Origin of the sequence: Nostoc foliaceum FACHB-393, from assembly GCF_014698505.1 — a bacterium.
GTDB lineage: Bacteria > Cyanobacteriota > Cyanobacteriia > Cyanobacteriales > Nostocaceae > Nostoc > Nostoc foliaceum_A.
The window spans coordinates 22,102-40,362 of sequence record NZ_JACJTD010000045.1 but is presented as its reverse complement, the minus strand read 5'-3'; the positions used below and the strand labels follow the sequence as shown (position 1 = coordinate 40,362).

General features: G+C 41.6%; 20 protein-coding genes and 2 pseudogenes. 11 read left to right on the top strand and 11 right to left on the bottom strand.

The features are described 5' to 3' along the window. Positions 1-333: 333 nt before the first annotated feature. The 3 genes from H6G92_RS27465 (at position 334) to H6G92_RS27460 (ending at position 2,054) form a co-directional block, all read left to right on the top strand. On the top strand, positions 334-1,539 hold the full coding sequence (locus H6G92_RS27465) for a DUF4336 domain-containing protein (protein ID WP_190898474.1): 1,206 nt from the start codon (positions 334-336) through the stop codon (positions 1,537-1,539). A gap of 117 nt (positions 1,540-1,656) precedes the next feature. Then, the gene (locus H6G92_RS40485; RefSeq protein WP_277926783.1) at positions 1,657-1,779 is read left to right on the top strand and encodes a hypothetical protein; all 123 of its coding nucleotides are present in this window, start codon (positions 1,657-1,659) and stop codon (positions 1,777-1,779) included. A gap of 125 nt (positions 1,780-1,904) precedes the next feature. Further along, on the top strand, positions 1,905-2,054 hold the full coding sequence (locus tag H6G92_RS27460; protein WP_190898368.1) for a hypothetical protein: 150 nt from the start codon (positions 1,905-1,907) through the stop codon (positions 2,052-2,054). Positions 2,055-2,299: 245 nt separating this feature from the next. Here the strand turns inward: H6G92_RS27460 and H6G92_RS38900 are convergent, their stop codons facing one another. Beyond that, positions 2,300-2,527, bottom strand: coding sequence for a hypothetical protein (locus H6G92_RS38900; protein ID WP_199344996.1), 228 nt, complete (start codon positions 2,525-2,527; stop codon positions 2,300-2,302). An 87-nt stretch (positions 2,528-2,614) separates the two neighbouring features. Here H6G92_RS38900 and H6G92_RS27450 point away from each other — a divergent pair, with 87 nt between their 5' ends. Both H6G92_RS27450 and H6G92_RS27445 read left to right on the top strand, forming a co-directional pair. Then, complete coding sequence (locus tag H6G92_RS27450) at positions 2,615-3,121, top strand: DUF1993 domain-containing protein (protein WP_190898364.1); 507 nt, start codon at positions 2,615-2,617, stop codon at positions 3,119-3,121. A gap of 180 nt (positions 3,122-3,301) precedes the next feature. Further along, positions 3,302-4,176, top strand: a protein-coding gene (locus tag H6G92_RS27445; RefSeq protein WP_190898362.1) for an IS630 family transposase whose coding sequence is annotated in 2 segments (ribosomal slippage) — positions 3,302-3,631 and positions 3,634-4,176 — 873 coding nt in all. Because the reading frame shifts where the segments join, the coding sequence is not laid out codon by codon here. Positions 4,177-4,325: 149 nt separating this feature from the next. Here the strand turns inward: H6G92_RS27445 and H6G92_RS38895 are convergent. Continuing rightward, on the bottom strand, positions 4,326-4,586 hold the full coding sequence (locus H6G92_RS38895; protein WP_199344995.1) for a hypothetical protein: 261 nt from the start codon (positions 4,584-4,586) through the stop codon (positions 4,326-4,328). 19 nt (positions 4,587-4,605) lie between these two features. Next, on the bottom strand, positions 4,606-5,037 hold the full coding sequence (locus tag H6G92_RS38890) for a hypothetical protein (protein ID WP_199344994.1): 432 nt from the start codon (positions 5,035-5,037) through the stop codon (positions 4,606-4,608). A gap of 47 nt (positions 5,038-5,084) precedes the next feature. Between H6G92_RS38890 and H6G92_RS27435 the strand changes: the two genes are divergently transcribed. After that, positions 5,085-5,330 carry a hypothetical protein gene (locus tag H6G92_RS27435; RefSeq protein ID WP_242059332.1) on the top strand — a complete coding sequence of 82 codons (246 nt, stop codon included), beginning with the start codon at positions 5,085-5,087 and terminating at the stop codon, positions 5,328-5,330. Positions 5,331-5,378: 48 nt separating this feature from the next. On the opposite strand, the gene H6G92_RS27430 is transcribed toward H6G92_RS27435, so the two are convergent. Then, a complete protein-coding gene (locus tag H6G92_RS27430; RefSeq protein ID WP_190898359.1) occupies positions 5,379-5,894 on the bottom strand; it encodes a DUF1579 domain-containing protein in 516 nt (171 codons plus the stop codon). 474 nt (positions 5,895-6,368) lie between these two features. On the opposite strand from H6G92_RS27430, the gene H6G92_RS27425 reads away from it, so the two are divergent. Both H6G92_RS27425 and H6G92_RS27420 read left to right on the top strand, forming a co-directional pair. Further along, the gene (locus tag H6G92_RS27425) at positions 6,369-7,217 is read left to right on the top strand and encodes a CmcJ/NvfI family oxidoreductase (protein WP_190898354.1); all 849 of its coding nucleotides are present in this window, start codon (positions 6,369-6,371) and stop codon (positions 7,215-7,217) included. A gap of 318 nt (positions 7,218-7,535) precedes the next feature. Then, a complete protein-coding gene (locus tag H6G92_RS27420) occupies positions 7,536-8,585 on the top strand; it encodes a J domain-containing protein (protein ID WP_190898351.1) in 1,050 nt (349 codons plus the stop codon). A 354-nt stretch (positions 8,586-8,939) separates the two neighbouring features. Here the strand turns inward: H6G92_RS27420 and H6G92_RS27415 are convergent, their stop codons facing one another. Next, a complete protein-coding gene (locus H6G92_RS27415) occupies positions 8,940-9,188 on the bottom strand; it encodes a hypothetical protein (protein WP_114080948.1) in 249 nt (82 codons plus the stop codon). 270 nt (positions 9,189-9,458) lie between these two features. On the opposite strand from H6G92_RS27415, the gene H6G92_RS27410 reads away from it, so the two are divergent. Next, a complete protein-coding gene (locus tag H6G92_RS27410; RefSeq protein ID WP_190898348.1) occupies positions 9,459-9,674 on the top strand; it encodes a hypothetical protein in 216 nt (71 codons plus the stop codon). On the opposite strand, the pseudogene H6G92_RS27405 reads toward H6G92_RS27410, so the two are convergent. Next, a pseudogene (locus H6G92_RS27405) lies at positions 9,667-10,617 on the bottom strand (RNA polymerase sigma factor, RpoD/SigA family). The gene H6G92_RS27410 and the pseudogene H6G92_RS27405 sit on opposite strands and share 8 nt — an antisense overlap. Positions 10,618-10,985: 368 nt before the next feature. Here H6G92_RS27405 and H6G92_RS27400 point away from each other — a divergent pair. Both H6G92_RS27400 and H6G92_RS41235 read left to right on the top strand, forming a co-directional pair. Beyond that, positions 10,986-11,504 (top strand): hypothetical protein, encoded by a 519-nt coding sequence (locus H6G92_RS27400; protein WP_190898346.1) that lies wholly within the window; start codon positions 10,986-10,988, stop codon positions 11,502-11,504. Positions 11,505-11,796: 292 nt separating this feature from the next. After that, positions 11,797-13,774 (top strand): annotated as a pseudogene (locus H6G92_RS41235) (strawberry notch-like NTP hydrolase domain-containing protein). Between the two features lie 191 nt (positions 13,775-13,965). On the opposite strand, the gene cas1 reads toward H6G92_RS41235, so the two are convergent. From cas1 to cas6, 5 genes are all read right to left on the bottom strand, one after another. Continuing rightward, positions 13,966-15,018: a CRISPR-associated endonuclease Cas1 gene (gene cas1 / locus H6G92_RS27390; protein ID WP_190898344.1), complete on the bottom strand. Its 1,053-nt coding sequence runs from the start codon at positions 15,016-15,018 to the stop codon at positions 13,966-13,968. A gap of 423 nt (positions 15,019-15,441) precedes the next feature. Then, complete coding sequence (cas2, locus tag H6G92_RS27385) at positions 15,442-15,729, bottom strand: CRISPR-associated endonuclease Cas2 (protein ID WP_190898341.1); 288 nt, start codon at positions 15,727-15,729, stop codon at positions 15,442-15,444. 22 nt (positions 15,730-15,751) lie between these two features. Next, positions 15,752-16,756 carry a type I-D CRISPR-associated endonuclease Cas1d gene (gene cas1d, locus H6G92_RS27380; protein WP_190898337.1) on the bottom strand — a complete coding sequence of 335 codons (1,005 nt, stop codon included), beginning with the start codon at positions 16,754-16,756 and terminating at the stop codon, positions 15,752-15,754. A 42-nt stretch (positions 16,757-16,798) separates the two neighbouring features. Beyond that, positions 16,799-17,392, bottom strand: coding sequence for a CRISPR-associated protein Cas4 (cas4, locus tag H6G92_RS27375; RefSeq protein ID WP_190898336.1), 594 nt, complete (start codon positions 17,390-17,392; stop codon positions 16,799-16,801). A 43-nt stretch (positions 17,393-17,435) separates the two neighbouring features. Continuing rightward, positions 17,436-18,254: a CRISPR-associated endoribonuclease Cas6 gene (gene cas6, locus H6G92_RS27370; RefSeq protein ID WP_190898335.1), complete on the bottom strand. Its 819-nt coding sequence runs from the start codon at positions 18,252-18,254 to the stop codon at positions 17,436-17,438. Positions 18,255-18,261: the final 7 nt, after the last annotated feature.

Here is an 18,261-nt window from a genome sequence, read left to right as displayed (position 1 = left end):
CTGAAAGGCTTAAGGAATCTGGGTTTCAATAATTTTGGTCAGAAATTACTAAAAAGTCTACCACAAACAGATTTCAAGGATTTTTCAGCTGATTACCTAACAAGTCTAGTTTGTACTCCTGTTGAGCTTCTTGGATTCGTAAAAGATTGTTAAACTAGCATGATTAGGAATGAATTCAAGAAGCTCGAAAACCATTTATCAATTAAATTAACTTAACGCGTGCTTCCGTTAAAAACTCACATAGTATTAGAAATTGGAAAGAAGCAAAAAGTGAATGGGACGACGATGAACTCACTTGGATCTAAGTCGAGGCTAGAACTGCTTGATCAAGGGATGTATCCTTTGACCCAGCCAAAAGACTGGTCATGGCCATTCTGGGCTGCTGTGCCACTCTACCCCTACGGCAGGCGGCGGACGCTTCGCAAGGAAATAGTTGAGGACACTATCTGGACATTCGATCAGCTTCACGGCATTCTCTACACCATCGTGCCAATTCGCATGACTATCGTCAAGCTCGCTGCTGGAGGGCTTCTGGTCTATGCGCCCGTTGCTCCAACAACTGAGTGTGTCCGCTTGGTTAATGAGTTGGTAGCAAAGCACGGTGAAGTTAAGTACATCCTACTGCCAACTAGTTCTGGTCTGGAGCATAAAGTCTTCGTTGGTCCCTTTTCCAGACGTTTCCCTCAAGCACAAGTCTTTGTTGCCCCGCACCAGTGGAGTTTCCCGTTCAACTTGCCCCTTAGTTGGCTAGGCTTTCCCCAAAAGCGAACTCAAGAACTTCCAGACGACTCAAGCCTTGCTCCTTTCGCTTATGAGTTTGACTATGCAATATTGGACATCAACCTGGGACGAGGTTCTTTTGTAGAAGTTGCAGTGTTTCACAAGCAGACGCGCGCTCTGCTTGTAACTGATTCTATAGTTTCTGTTCCAGTTGACCCGCCGGAAATCGTTCAATTAGATCCTTATCCATTATTGTTTCATGCAAGAGACAATGCCTTGGAGGTAATTGAGGACAATGAAGACAATCGGCGTAAAGGATGGCAACGCATTTCATTGTTTGCACTTTACTTGCGTCCTAGTGCGCTGGAAGTTACTTCAATTGGGCAGATGTTTCGTGATGCTCTTAAAGCACCACAGCGAACCTTAAAAACCTACTTTGGTTTATTTCCTTTTCGCTGGCAAGAAACTTGGAAGCAGGCATTCGATGCTCTACGAGGTCAGGGGAGGCCATTTGTCGCACCGATTCTGCAAATCCTTATTTTTCCACAAGCACCAAGACAAGTCCTCAACTGGGCTGATACAGTTGCAAGTTGGGATTTTCAGCAGATTATCCCCTGTCACTTTGACTCGCTAATTTTTGCAAATCCGCGTCAATTTCGGCAAGCTTTTGCTTTTCTTGAAAAAAATCCCTCTGTAAGTAATGACTTTTCTTCTAGCAAAAGCCAGCCTCTATTGGAGGAAGACTTAAGATTTATTAAGGAACTGGAAGCGAGTCTAGTTAAGCGCGGTATCGCAACTCCAGCTCAAGAGAAGGTGTAATCAATATATTACATCCGTGGCAACTTAAGATACACTCAGTAAACCAAAAAGTTCTGCGATGCTTGCGGTGTTCTCGAAGAATCGCTCAAGCCCAGAAATGGGCAATATATTAAAGAATTGCTCAGTACCCTGACTATTGATGAGCGTTGCGGCGTGATGCTGAAGTTTGAAGACGCTTGCCCTGACAAATTTGCTCAACTAGTGGCAGATGCGCCCGATTGGGTGGAGTGGATGGCGTGAATCATCTGTTGATTGCCGTGTTTGGCAGACATTAAATCTTTTGTTACTCAACGGTCAATACGGTGTAAACCCTGTAACCCACGCTGGAGTTTGTAGGATCTTGACCTGAGAAGTTTGCTCAACTGGTGACAGATGCGCCGCAATGGACTGAATGGATGGATGGCGTGATTTATTGGGAACAGATCGCGATCGCTAAAAGGTCAGTTCCTCCCAAGCAAAAAGAACTAACTTTTATTCAGCATCCAGAGATTATTAACTATGGGGGCTGTCTTTGAGCCTCACCAAAATTCTAGTCGCACACCAACGTCAGATAGCATATCGAGAACTCGTAGCGGTACGCAGTGTAAACATTCATTCAGGCATTTTCTACCACGGTTCCTTGGTGATACACAATCTTCCAACCCTGCGGTGTCTGTCGCCAAATAGTTGAGCGTCGGGTAATCCGAGTACCCTGAATCAGAGTATAGGTTACAAGGTAGTTTTCGGCGGCAATCTCAAGGCAATGGAAGTCACAAGTCTGCTATGTGTCTTCCTCTGGGTTGGCATAACGCTTCTCCATCTCATCCAACACATACTCCCGGCTGTAACGCCCACCCGACGCACCTACTTCCCAAAATGTGCCTTCCGTCATCTGCTCAAAGTCGGCACGTGTCGTCCCCAACTCTGGACGATGAAAAATCGGTTCCCGTTGTATAAGTTCGTTCAAAACATTTAGTATCTTTGGATCTGTGACTAAATTAGGTTCCATATTCTTTGACACAATATCACAGTCAATACCCCCTAATATTAGATGGGGCGGCTCAAAGTCCTTTGAACTTTTTCTGGAGAAATCTCAATGACCATTTCAATGTACCAAGCTTTAATACCCGTGTCTATTCGCGCACTGAATAACCTTATAAACATTCTTGAAAAAGGTGCTGCTTATGCTGAAACTAAAAAAATAGATCCTTCTGTGTTGATTAATAGTCGTCTATCCCCAGATATGTTTCCATTATCAAAACAAGTGCAAATTGCCTCTGATATAGTAAATAGAGGTGCCGCACGGTTAGCAGGAATAGAACCACCTAAATTCGAGGACAATGAAACTACATTTCCTCAACTTATTGACCGCATTCAAAAAACTATTTCTCATTTAAATACTTTTAAACCTGAGCAAATTGACGGTTCAGAAGAGAGAGAAATTACACTACAAATGCGTGACAACACTCTCTCTTTTCAAGGAATGCCATTTCTCCTATATTTTGTTTTACCAAACCTTTATTTCCATGTCACAACAGCCTATGACATTCTTAGGCACTGCGGTGTAGAACTTGGCAAAGGAGACTTTCTTGGTCAGCCTTAATCGGAGCAATATCTAACGTCATTATTGCTATTCGGTATTGCATGAAATTCTCTACTCTCTTTGAGGGCGTTTGAAAAGTATGTTTTGTATAGCAACCGCCAAGGTGGTTAGGACAAACAGTATAATCTTTAATGAAAGTAAGCTTAGATACTGATTATATATTCAGTATAAGAACAGATTATGGCAAAACCGTACAGTTACGACTTACGTCAAAAGGTAATTCAGGCAATTGAGTTAGACGGAATGAAGAAGAGTGAAGCGGCTCAAGTTTTTCAAATCAGTCGAAATACAATCAACCTTTGGCTTCAACGAAAAGCCAGTACGGGAGATTACAAAGTGTTACCAAGTCAACCACCAGGAAATGGTCATAAAATTACTGACTGGGAAAAATTTGAGAAATTTGTCGAGGTTAATGGGGATAAAACTCAAGTAGAAATGGCTGAACTATGGCCGGAAAAAATTAGCAGTCGCACAATATCAAGAGCCTTAAATAAAATTGGGTTTACTCGTAAAAAAAAACTTATGGTTATCAAGAGCGAGATGAAATTAAACGACAAGAATTTAGAGAAGAGATAGCATTGTATAAACCAGAGAAAATAGTTTATATAGATGAAGCTGGAATGGATAATAGAGAAGATTATGGCTATGGGTGGAATGCCAAGGGTGAGCGTTTTCATGCACTCAAAAGTGGCAGGAGGAAAGGCCGAGTTAATATGATTGCCGCATATTGTAATGGGAATTTATTTGCTCCATTTACTATTGAGGGAGCTTGCAACAGAACTGTATTTGAGACTTGGCTAAAAACTTGTTTAATACCAACGCTAAAATCAGGACAAATAGTAATTGCAGATAATGCTACATTTCATCGCGGTGGACATATTAAAGAATTAATTGAAGCAGCAGGCTGTCAATTAAAATATTTGCCATCCTATTCACCCGATCTTAACAAGATTGAGCGCTGCTGGTCATGGTTAAAAAGTCGAATTCGTAAACAGCTAATTCAATTTGACTGTCTTCGCAGTGCTATGGAAGATGTTCTTGGTACAGCGTCCTAACCAGCTTGGCGGCTGCTATATCAGAAGTAGCGTAGCCAAGCCAGAGCAACGAAAAATTAGGATTCTTCCTTTTACTTTGTAACGCTCAAAATAGCGAATCATACCTATCTTCAGCTTTTCAAACATCCTCTTAAAGATGGAGGAAGCGTCTACACTTGACATTGATTAAAAGGTTCTCGAATAAAATAGAGTGCATCGCGTTTTTGAACTTCCATACCGCCTCTATTCCAACTAACCCAACGAGTTATAAATTTTTTCCCCTGCTCGCGATGTTCAATAGCAACAGTAAAGTTATTACGGAGTTCCCGATAACATCCATCCAAATTCGTTAAGGTCAAATCCAGTACTGGGATATTAAATTTATTCTCCCCTTTATTGACAACAAAAAATCCTTCACTGCCTCGCTCCATTAGCAATACAGTCAGACTATCAATGCCTGTTAAAATATTTTCCTTGATTTCCTCGTTGATGCATAATCTGGCGGAATTTTACACCATGTTTGATAAAAGAAGAATCTCTATTATCCCAGTTCAGTATTAAAGGAGTACCACTTTCTCTCGCTAGGACATAGGCTGTTGCCAAAAAAGAATCAGAAGGATCGCTATAGGGGTTAATAGCATTGGAATTAATCTCGCGGATAGTATCGTGGTTTCTGCCAAAGGTAACGCCATGCAAATCGTTTATGCCTGTAGGAATTCGCAGCGAACGCAAATCCCCACCGAAGCTAAAGGCATTTTTAATTGAATTGTAGAGAGCAAAATCTGTGACAGCAGCAATCCAGTTATAATCTTCTGCACTGGTGTCTCTATCTGTAATTACCTCAACATAATTCCATGTTTTTCCCTGACTTTCTTGCTCCACATAGCTAATGTATTGGCAGTATTGGTGGTTCCTTAGATAATGCTGCTTTGCGAACAGTTCGCCAGGTTATCGGGTTTGCAGTCGGCACTAGCACCGTCGATAAATTCATTGTATATAGTCCCAAGACCGGATCTCCTGTTCCCATTGAAGGAGGTTTATCTGCTTGTGCTGAAGCTGGCTTCGGCATCAGCAATACAAGATTTAATGCTTTTATCCAGGAGTTGCGTTCAGTTAATCCCAAACCAGGGACTTTCTACAATCTAGAACTTACCGCAACCTGCAAGCCGAGATAAGAATGTTGTTTGCACTCAAGCGCAGTAGGATGGGCTTAGTACCTTCTGCTACTGCTTCCGTCGAGAGTTTACGGTCATAAACTGATGCCACTGCCCGTCATCGCCCAGTACATGAGATGTCATCACCCGATGATTATCACTCTTGAACTCGATTACATCTCTGTACTTTGCCATCTTCTCATCGCCCGTCATCGAGGGCCCGTCAGAATTGAGCGTTAGTATGTTTTTAGCCGCGTCCAATTCACCGTCGTACAACCATAGATAAGTCATCATTGACCCAACCCAGGTGCCTACATAGCGTTGCTTGTGCGAGTCATATCCGAGCGTTATTATCATTGTTGCCGCACCACCACAGGGCATTTCGCCCTGTCCTTCAGCTACAACCCAGAGTCCACCGATTGATCGCACACTTTCCGTTCCTGTTGCTCTTTCAGGCGGCTGATCTGGACTCATCATTGCCTCTGTTTCATAAGTCCACTCACCGACGAGTTTCTGTAGCCACTGATGTTCCTTTTGTGGCTCAGTATTCATTGTTGCCTCCTGTTGTGTTTTGGCTGTCTCCATTGCTTTAGCTCCTTTTGATGAATCATTGAAAAATTGAGGAATGCGATTAGCGCGAATTGCAACACCGTCAGCAAAGCCACCCCAAGGGGCTAGAAACGGCGTAAAATGATGGAAATTACTGACTTATAGTACATAAATACTATCACAAATTGGCTAATCGAGGTTTATGACTGGCAGATTGACGAAAACGTTCTACTGTCGAATCACGACACCGTTGGCGTTGCTGATGGTGAGCCTTACTGGAATGGGTCTGAAGGGGCAGTGGCAAGTTTGGGTTAAGTTTAGGAGCGCGTGTATGTCTATGGTGTGCGATTGTTAATGAGTGTTTAACACTAACCAATTAATTGGGGATTCCAAGCATTCAAAACAACAGAATTCACTGTTAAAATACGACCAGTCCGCTCACTCAAACGGGACAAACAGCTTATAATTACTCAAATTTAAGTATTTAACTATATTGAAAAAGGATGTTTTATGAGCCTAAACAGTAGTTTTTTGCTCAACCTGCCGCACGTTGAGACAGAACTAACTTATTTTACGCCAATGGCAGAAAAACCTGTTATCTATGCCTATGAACGACCACCAGGGATTCCACCATCCAACCGAAAGTTCGAGACACACTTAATGCCAGTCCATAACATACGGGCGGTTTCACAAGACATATCCTTAGATCGAGAAGGCTTTAAACAAGTTGTACAACAAAGCAATGTCCGCAATTTTTATGACGAAGATGAGATTCTTCGTGTCTATTATCCTGAAGCCGAGCAGCTTTTGAAAGAGGTAACAGGTGCCCAAAAGGTGGTGATATTCGATTACACTCTCCGTAACGCTCAACGCTTACAGAACGGTGAAAGCGGGATCAGTGAGCCTATTAAGTATGTACATAACGACTTTACTGCCATTTCTGGCTATACTCGCGCACGCAAAGAGTTGACAGCACGGGGGGTAGATAACATTGATCAATTACTACAGCAAAGGTTTGCTTTGATTAACATTTGGCGAGCGATCGCCCCAGTTTATAAGTCACCATTAGCTGTGTGCAACGCTCAAAGTATCGCACCAACAGACTTAGTAGCTACTGACATAGTGTACCGCGATTACGTTGGTGAAACCTACTTAATAACTTATAACCCAACACATCAATGGTTCTACTTCCCCCAAATGCAACCCTCGGAGGCACTATTGTTTAAGTGCTTTGACTGTGCCATTGACGGACGGGCGAGGTTTGTTGCTCATACTGGGTTTGATGACCCAATAAGCCCACCAGATGCCCCAGCTAGAGAAAGTATTGAATTGCGGACGTTGGTTTTCTATCCTACATAAGAATGACGGCTGCTATCCTCAACTACGGATGCACTATTATCTGAGGCTGGGGCGAGGATATTTTGCTAATCGTGACGTTAAACGACCTCTCACCAATGGTTGAGGCTCTTGAGAATTCGATTTGTCAACCAGACTTTAACAAGGGGCAGGTTTATCACTGCTTCACTTACTTATGAATCACACTCAGGCGCTTTGATGAAAAAAACTATTAAAAACTTCATTTAAGTCCGCAGTGTATAATCCTTGAGGTGTCTTTTTTCGCATTCCCTAAGTAATGCAACAGTTATATTTTAAACTTTAAACTTACATACGTGTTTCATGCCTCGAAAAACTACAGTTCCATCGCAATCAATTAAAGTAACTCCGCTGGCTCTGTCTCAATTACATATCCGCTTAGAGTTTCTAGAAAAAGAACATCAATCACTACTCAAACAGATCAAGAGAAAGCGCACAGAACTGAAGAACTTTGTTGAACAGATGCGTTCTTTTGGCACAGAATTTCTCAATAAAGCTACTCCCGGTTTCCGAAAAATGGCTGAGTTAGACCAGGAAATCCATGCTCTGTTTGAGGAGATTTTTACTACTAGAAAGTTCGGTAAACAAACCCTCAAAAATATACAAGCAGTTTACCGTAACCTACAGGTAACTGGAGCCATCAGTCTAAAACCCAACAGCCAACAGTTAGATACAGAGTTAGACGAATCGTTTGACAATGAAGATTCGCAATCAGATTTTTCAAAGGAAACTAGTGAAGACCAGCATCAATATTGGCAAGGACAACAGTCTGTAGACTCTGCCTCTTTTGTCAGAACAGATGACCAAAGAAAAATTCGTCAAACATTTCTGAAATTAGCTGAAATCTTTCACCCTGATAAAGCCAGAGACAGTGAAACACAGAAGTCTCACACAGAAATCATGAAAGAAATCAATAAAGCCTACCAAGAGGGGGATTTAGCAAGACTTCTTGAAATTGAACGAAGTCAACAACCCTTAGAAATTATTGACAGTAATAACGAGGATGATTTAACCCGTAAATGCCGAACTCTAGAACAGCACAATCAAATTCTCCTGGCTCAATATGAAAAATTGAAGCAGGAATTGCGTTTGACAAAAAATACTCCAGAAGGGACGATGGTTTGCGATTCTCGAAAAGCTGCTAAAAAAGGCATTGACGCTATGACTGCAATAGTAGAAACAATGGAATCTCAAATTAACGTCGTTTCTGAGATTCGGGATTTTGTTAAGAATTTTAGAGAACAGAAAATCACTATTAAAGAATTTCTTGCTGGACCAACACCTCTGCACTCCTTAGATGAAGAAACTATAGAAGATATTTTGGAGCAGATGTTGTCAGAATTAATGAGATAGTATTTGACTATTAACAACTTTTGGCTTTATTTGTCGCTCATCTGAGCAAATTAAAAGGATTTTACAGAACCTATGTCAATACTGCTCGGGTAAAGCATTTTTAACTCGGCATTGGGTTTGGGGAAAAGGTTAAAGGTTTTTTCTTTCCCCTTCCCCTTTTCCCCAAAACCCGACAAGTATTGGAACCTATGCCAAAAAAAACACATTAATCTTAATCAGGGAAGTTTTCTTAATCCCACAGATAAATCGGAGGAAAAAACATGTCTAATGTGAATTCATTAGAGTTACTTTTTACCAGTTTGAGTTAGCTTGGGCGAATGAGCGCACTGCTTCATTCACCCTTGAGACAAAAAATCATCCTGCTATGTCTTTACCACTCTTGTAAGTCATAGCTCTAGGTTTCCTCTTGCCTATAGGGACTACTGATTTCTTGGGTGCTTGTGGCGGACGGCATTTCTCACAGTAAAGCGGTCGGACACCAAAAGTTTCTCTTTGGGTCGGTTGCTCACACTGCTTACATACGAAGTTGAAAACGCGAGTGTGAATTTCCCGCTTATGCGCTCTGACGGTGTACTCTCGGACATCGATTGTTTTGCTGGGCATCGGTTCTTTCTTCGGTGTTCTATTTATAAGGATAGTTTCTAGTATCAATATATTCATGCATCATTTGATTGAAACAGTGACAAAAACAAGTAGCAAGTCGGAAGTAAGATAAAAAACTTCAGTTGTAGAATACAAGCCCCCTTCAAAAAAAGAATTATGTCAATACATGTAGTACCAGACATAAAGTGTTCTTGTTTCAAGCCCACGACAACAGTTGTCGGTACACTTGCGATTTGCGACTTGTAACTTGCCACTTGGTCTGACAATCTGATGGTTTTTCGCCAGGGATTAAGCAGAGGCGATGCCACCCAAAGTGCGGGTACGCCATCGCCACCGACTCATGACGCATACGCGATCGCACTCCTGACAGAGGCAATTGGAGGCATCTTTAACAGCAGTGGCGATTTGTTTCCAGCCTTTGGAGTAGCGAGTTCGATTTATATAAATGAAACTAAAGTCCAACAACCCTTAGCTAATCTTAATTAAGAAGATAATCTTTAATCTTGTTTTGATGAGAGCGCAAAATTTTCAAACCTTGATGTTCAGTTTTACGAATTGTTTCCAGACTTTGATTTAGGCGTTTTGCAACTTGACTCAAAGTCAGTTCCTGATTATCTTCCAATCCAAAACGTAGAGTCAATACTTCTCGTTGCCTTGGATTGAGCAATGCCAGCAACTTGCTTAAGTCCTGGTGTAGAAGCTCAAGACTTATTTGCTCATCTAGGGAAATACCATCCATCGGTAAAATGTCAGCTAGTTCAGTTTCGCGCTCATCTCCGACTCGCATTTATAGCGAGACTGGAGTGCGAGAAACGTGAAGGTATTCCCGTATTTGATTGGGCAATACATTTAAGGATTCGGCAATTTCTGCTACAACCGGAGGACGACCCAGAGATTGAGACAGTTGCTGCTGTACTCTCCTGATTTTATTTAATTTCTCGTTGATATGGATTGGCAGACGGATAGTGCGAGATTTTTCTCCAATCGCGCGTGTAATTGACTGCTTAATCCACCAGTAAACGTAGGTTGATAGTTTATAGCCTCGGTTGGGATCAAACTTTTCGATTCCCTTTTGTAAACCTAGTGCCCCTTCTTGGAGCAAATCGAGAAAATCTAAATTGTGATTCTGGTACTTTTTAGCGATCACTACCACCAGACGTAGGTTAGCTGTCACCATTTTGTCTTTAGCTTTTTGACCTTGTTGAATGATTGATTGTACTTCAGCTTCGGTTTGCCCAAGCGAGGTAGCTAATTCTCTTGTGGTTGGTTCTCGGTTTAATTGAAGTGCAAGGCTTGAGCGCTGTTCTTCAATCGCCATCATCTGCTGCACAAGCCTAGCATTTGTAATTTCTTGCTCAGGAGTTAGCAGAGGGTAGCGTCCGATTTCTTTGAGGTAGGAGCAAACTAAGTCGGTAGTTAGGCTGGGCATACTTTCAATTAATTGTGACGACTACTTTTTTTTCGTTTGAATAGAATGTTTTATCTCAAGAATTAGCTTACAAATCAAATCTTGATCATAGGCTTAAGCCAATGTTTATCTTTGTCAAATAAGGTTATAAACATAATACTTGAAATCTTTAAATAGGTAAATACTAAAAGCTGCTTTATTTTATAACTAAGCTTTAAAGTAGTGGAGAAATTTGGCTGAGTTAAATCAGAGAGATGCTACGCTAAATTTAGAGTGAAGTCCTCTCTTCAAGAGATGATATGTTCAAATTCGCTTCATATTTGAACAAAGCTTAAAAACGCTTTGCGTAAATCAATTGAAAATTACAAATACTTAGTTGAGGAATAATCATGGATATGCAATCTCTACTCACCTTGGCAATCGTAGTCATCTTTTGGGCATTTGTTAGTCTCGTTATGTTCCAGTTCATTAACGGACTATTTGTATCGGCTGCTTACGCTAGTAATGTGGTTTCAGTTAGTAATGGAAATATAGCCGCTTCTACAATCACCTCAGTATCCGAAGTAATCACACCACAACCTCGGACTTTTGAAAAATTGCCAGATCCTTGGACGTTAGAGGATGAAGTTGTTCATAGTACAAGTAATGAAGGGGAAAGGTTAAAGGGAAAAGGGGAAAGGGAAAGAGAAAATTCCATCCTTTCCCCTTTTCCCCTTCCCCTTTACCCTACTTCTGTAAGAAGTACATTGAGATTACTGCCTCCAGTTAAAGAAATTTCGCCACAACCAAAACGTACTAACCGTTCAAATAAAACTAATAATACTGCCAACAAGTCACCGAAAACTAAAAAGGCTGATGTAAATTCTTCAGGCAAGCGCAAGCCAGGCAGACCACGTAAAGTTGGCTAATTCGCTTTTTAACCCTCGGCTGATCACCGAAGAATAAATGTTTGAAACTTTAAAAGCTCAAATGAGGCAAGTAATTGCCTCATTTATTAATAAGAGAAAGGCTTCGCCATAGCAAGAGTGAAAAAATAATATTGTGAGTGATGCAATGGTACAGCAACTTTTCACTCAAGGTTTTTTATTCGATTTGCAAACAGTAATCGATTATGGGCAGTCAGTTATTAATGTTGCCCAAGAGCTTGCAAAAGTTTTAATAGATAATCGCCCTCTCTCTACAAAAACTGTTTCTTCCCAGATGAATCGCTACTTTTTAGGCACTGCCGCGTCTGGTGCATGGCAATGGAAAGATGCTTACGAAGCTGTGGAAGTAGCGCAAATATTATATCTGCGTCAAAAAGGTTACAAGCCTTTATTAGAGTCGCCGCTAACAGTATTATTGGAATTGGAGAAGTTAGTAGCCCTCTGCCCGACGCATACTCACCGTAGTGAAGAGTCAGTACAGCTTCAGCAATTCTCCACCCCTCTGCCGCTTGCTTATCTGGTAGCCAAAGCAGCATTTATAAAGGCTGATGATTTGATTCTGGAGCCAAGTGCCGGAACTGGTTTGTTAGCACAAATGGCTAAACTTAGGGGTGCAAGTCTGATGCTCAACGAGCTTGCACCCGATAGATCGAAGATTCTGCGACGGCTATTCCCTGGCACTCCACTATTCTCAGTAAACGCGGAACAAATTAACGACTATCTGGTTGGCAAGACTCAGCCCTCAGTTGTGCTGATGAATCCGCCTTTTTCCGCATCTCCCAAAATCAACAGTCGCAATCCCGACGCAACTCCTAGGCATATCAACTCGGCATTGCAAAGGCTATGCGATCGCGGACGGCTGGTGACAATCTCCGCCAACTGGTTCTCACCAAACAATCACACTTGGCGAGATACCTTTATCAAAATGCAGTATAAGGCAACAGTAGTGCTTTCGGTCGGTATCAACGGCAAAGTCTACAGCAAACACGGAACTCACATTGATACCCGCTTAACGGTCATCGACAAAACTCCGGCGACTGATGCAACAGACATCGCTTGTATTAACGATACTGTTGAACTTGACGAACTTGCAACGCTGATTGAGCAACTGCCACCGCGACCAGTTTGGGAAGCAACTACGTCAAATGCTCAAGTTTATGTTTCAAAAGGGGTTCGTTTAAGTCCCGTTAAGCCAAAATCTCAATCAGCATCAGTTACTCAAACATTATCCCAATTTCTTAATATCGTTCCTCTAGATTATGAGGTTATTGACTGGGCTGCTACTGAGGGCTTAAAGGATACCCTGTACGAAACATACCGCCCTCAAAGATTAAGAATCAAGGATGCTCTACCCCATCCGTCCTTGCTTTGCGAAAGTGCAGCACTAGCCTTAGTCTCTCCCCCGGCTCCCACATACAAACCTCACTTACCTCAGCACATCATCACCCAAGGATTGCTATCTGAAGCACAATTAGAAAGCGTGATCTACGCTGGTCTTGCCCACTCTGAGTTTCTATCAGGTTCTTACTTGGTAGACGATTCTTGGGATAATGTGACTGTCGCGGCAACTGGCGAAGATTATGCTGTGCGATTTCGTCGTGGCTGGTTCTTGGGCGACGGGTGCGGGTAAAGGTAGACAAGTCGCTGGGATTCTTTTGGACAATTGGTGTCAGGGGCGCTCTAAAGCTATCTGGATTTCCAAAAGTTCTGCCTTAATTGAAGATGCCCGTAGAGACTGGTGTTCTTTAGGAGGTGATGCAAAGGACATTATCGACCTGGGCAACATCAAACTTGGCGATCCCATCCCTTTCACCCAAGATATTCTGTTCTGCACGTACTCAACTCTACGTTCTCAAAAGAACGGCAAAAGTCGGCTTAAGCAAATCGTTGAGTGGGCAGGCAAGGACTTTGAGGGAGCGATCGCTTTCGACGAATGCCACAGTATGGGCAATGCTATGGCACAAGAGGGCAAACTGGGCATGGTTGCAGCATCTCAGCAAGGCATTGTTGGGCTGCGGTTGCAAAATGCACTGCCCTCAGCACGGGTTGTCTACGTTTCTGCGACTGGAGCGACGAAGGTTTCTAACCTATCTTATGCAAATCGTCTGGGGCTTTGGCAGACCGGCGACTTTCCGTTTACCTCCCGTGAGGATTTTGTGGAATCCATTGAGGGCGGTGGTATCGCTGCGATGGAAGTGGTCGCCAGGGATCTCAAGGCTTTGGGGCTGTATCTGGCGCGGAGCCTTTCTTAAATTTTTTGTGATCTGTACAGTATTAGTTAATATCAGGATAAAGAATAGCTTGAATAATCCCACTGACAATTATTATAGGAAACCAATATATCAACGAAATACAAATAGTTGAAAATGTACTTCTGTTAATAGCATATTTACCATAAGTTTTATATTGATAATAGCGACTAAAAGCAAAAACTTGACTAAAATTATTTTAAGTCAGGAGAGTAATACTCTTGAATTTGTCCTTGTAAATACAAGATTAATTGTTTTGCTTGGATGTAGAACAGGTCTTCATAAGTACATTTAATTTTGATCTCAGGGTAGCTGATTTCCGTAGCCATCTTGACTTGGTAAGCACGGGTAATTGCTTGGGCTGCAACGAGCGGCAGTGTGTTTTCATCCCAGCATTTATTAAAATCCTTCGATGTTATATAGCCACGATTCAAAACAGTCTTTACGCAGGCGATCGCTAAGATTTGGAATTCTGTAGTTAGATCGGCAATCAGTCCCTTCGTTTGGTGATGGGTTCGATGCCAGTAACCAAGGTTAGGGTTTAGCCCTGATGAGAAAATAGCATTTTTGATTGATTCTTCCAAAAGCTTCTCGCTAAAGTCAAGCATCCGGCAAACAGGGGAATTATCATGCCGCGAAGTAAACTTCCAATCTGGGTTTATACACTGGGGAAGCATACGATAAAAGATCAGCATTCCTTGGCCAATTAACCCTTGCAATGAGGTAATAGAATCGTGGTTTGTAATGCAATTACTAAGATGTAAAATATCCTTAGAAGCTTGACTAATTTCTACAGCACCATCACGTCCAGAGCGTTGTAAAAACCGCCGGAGGCGACGGAGACGACCCCAGGTTGCACCTTGCATAACCTCAACTCTCATCGCGTCAGTCATCAGAGCTTGGGACTGCATGATATCTGCCCTGATTTTGTAATCTGGTTCAATCCTTCCCAAGAATTCGCCAGATTGAGAAAATAAAATTACTGGAATACGCCATCGCAGAATTTTTGTTAGCGCTGATGATTTAATTTCTGCTTCTGTTGCGATAATGGCACGAATATCCGTCAATTTAAATATACTTTCTTGTCTACCTACAATTATTTGTAGTACTGATGTATCTGGATCTATCAGTTGAACTATTGCCCCCGGATCTAAATATAAAGTCGTCCCAGATTGCTTTATTATTTCTACCAGTTTTGGACTTGGCTTTGGCACGTTTGTATAAGCTCGATATTTAGTTGTCGCCATTATTAATCTCCCAGAATCTGCCACTATCAACTTTAACATTGAGTTTCAATCCCTAATAGGGAGTTAATGAAATTTCAACCAAGAATTGAACCCAGGCAGGAATGCAAGAACAGGTTTCAATCCCTAATAGGGAGTTAATGAAATTTCAACTTAGATTCATTAGTAGAGACAGTGCCAGATTTTAGTTTCAATCCCTAATAGGGAGTTAATGAAATTTCAACTGAGACTGCTTAAAATGTAGTCTGTATTTGGTTTTCAAGGTCCAATAGCGCAGATGAGATAATCATAACATAGAAAATTAACGTTAATCTTAAGCGAAATAGAGTCTGTATAAGGTGCGCGGATATTTGAACAGCTATTTTCGCAAAAACTCTTGTACCAGTTGAACTGGAAGCACCCTTTCACCAATCTTGTTTTCAACATCTACCCATCCGCGCATTCAGCAAAGAAAACAGTGTCATCACGAATTTTTTCTCCGCCAATACGTTCAACTTTACCTACACAGCAAGCACATAAAGAGTAAAAGAGTATACTATCGCTTTCAGGCTTGATTAACTTGTTCAAGCGTGATCGCAACCTTGCATATTGAGTATCAGTCAGATAGCATTCAAACACACTATACTGTACCCACTGTCCATAGGACTTGAGGATTTTGTGAATTTTGGTGCGGCGTTTATCTTCAGAAATATCATAGGATACAATCACATTCATCGCTACTTCTTTTCTCCAGTTTCTACTTCAAAACCAATGGTGGATATTTTTCGGTTTCACCCATCAAGTATTTCGCTAATAATCGAGCCTGTAGTTCGAATGCTTCTTGATAACTACATTTGCGCCCTAATACAGGATGCTTAAACTCGGATTGTTTCTTTTGCGCGTATTGCTGCAAAAATCTTTTTCGCCCTTCTGGGGTTAAAGAAACTGCTCCACTCAAAGGTTCTGTGAGGAAATCTGCTTTTGTCAACAACTGTTTATTCAATGTAGACAATACTACTGCGTCTACTACTAAGGGGCGAAATTCCTCCATTAAGTCTAGAGCCAAAGATGGCCTACCATAGCGCTCACAGTGCAAATATCCTAAATATGGATCAAATCCTGCAATGTTGACTGCACCTTGAATGTCATGCCGCAATAATGAATAGCCAAAGCTGAGTAAAGAATTGACTGGATCGGTTGGAGGACGGCGGACACGGTTATTAAAACTAAATTCTGTAGCTCGAATTAATTGGTCAAAGCAACCGAAATATGCAGCACTCCCAGCACCTTCTAACCCACGCAGTGAATTAATATTTTTAGTAGTCTCGATTGGGGCGATCGCTTGTTCTAAACGTGTTACATTCACAGATAAATCCAAGCCTGGGGTTTCTCGTTGGCGACGAATGAGGAAATTACGGTAGTTTTTCAGCTTCCCACGTACAAACCCTTGTACTACATGAACGGCTTGGGCTGACTCACCTATTGCTTGCCATTGAGCTTTACGCACAAAGAGATTTTTGGTAACTTCTGGTTCTATCCTGCCCAAATAACGACCAGTTGTTGTCAGAAATGTAACGGGTATATGCCTTTCTAGGAGTTCAAATACGACGGCTGGCGAAACAGTTGCTCGTCCTAAAACTACAACACCATCCACCTTGATTAATGGGACATCCAAAATCGTCTTTTTATCAAATCTGACGTGGAGCCGTTCATCGACTTTACCAATAAAAGCATCTTCTTGAGTGACATATACTGTACCCATAATTTCCTCCCAAATTAGTTTTTATTGCTGAAAAACTTAGAATCAGCTATCTTCTTGATAGCGCCCTACTTTTTCTACAGCCTGTGGTAGACAGTGAGAATATAAACTACATCCATCACACCGTTTGGATTTGATAGCTTTAGGTATTGCATCTGTAACTAACAGTGTTTGCACAGCTTCAATAGTAGCGATCGCACTTTGACGCAATTGTTCTGAAATCTCGACTAGTTGACGTTGGTGGGAGTGTGCATAATAGATGTAACCATTACTGATGAATTTACCTGTCATTTCTTCTAAACACAAGGCTTGAGCGCAAACTTGTAATTCATCGTTATCCCATTCGCCTTTGCGCCCTCGTTTATACTCGATTGGATACAATTCACCGTTTTCTAATTCAATTAAATCTGATTTGCCGATGAGGTTGTATTTATTAGATTTCAACCAAATCGCCCTTATTTGGCGAGTTTCTTCGCGGTTTCCTTCACCAACTGTATGAACTCGATCGTGTAAACTTGTACCTTCAATTGTGTATTGATTTTCAATAAATTCTCCTGCACAAAACATTCGCCAGCAGCGATGTGGACAGTAAGCATATTGATTTAAAGCAGCAATAGGAATGTAATCACTTTCATTCATATCTTTGATTAACTAGCTATTTCACAATCCAAAATCAAAAATTTTATACTCGGCGTACCATCCCCATCCCCATCGTTGTTTTACGCCCCAATCCTGCATACAAGGCAAAATTGGCTAAGGTATTAATTTGCTTAATTGCCAAGGTTTCAACATCTCCCAAAATTCGATAGCTAATGTTGCCAACACAACCTATAAACTTACTTTCATAGTTGCTTATAACCTCAGTATTAATATCAAAAGCACTTGCATAAATTGATTCAATGGGAATACCAGAAATTTCTCTATCACTATATTTTTTCCAGCGACTAAGGAGGCTGTTAAAAACAGATTCTTTCACGGGGAGAACGTTATCATATCCACCTTGACGAAATGATACAGGTGTAGCAATGGTAAAATTGAGGGTGCAATCGCTATCTGATGCTTTCTCATACAATTGTGTATAGCTGCAAGCATTAGCCCAAGGTTGGATTGATTGGGGCGTGCCTTCAATACTGGTAATATGCAAATTTGCAGAACCCAAATGCCAAGGGCGATTGGGGTTAAGATTCAGCCATAGTGGAGTCAGCTTGCTAAATAAGGTGTCATCAAGCAAGGAGATACGCCACCAGCAGGGAGTACCAGCCGGAATTGGTTTTTGATGACTAATTTGCAAGATATGTTGAGATTGTTTGTGTTGTCGTTGTATTTGCAATGGTGAGAGAGTAAAGGCTTTATCTGCCTTAGAGGTGTGCAGATAGTCTCCCAAAGATTTATCGACAAAACTGACAAGGTTCAGAAATAAGGCGTGGAGATGTCTACCAGTCAAAAAATCGGGATAAATCGGAGATTGGGGAATGAGGTTAAGGACAAGGCTGTGAGGCATACTTTAT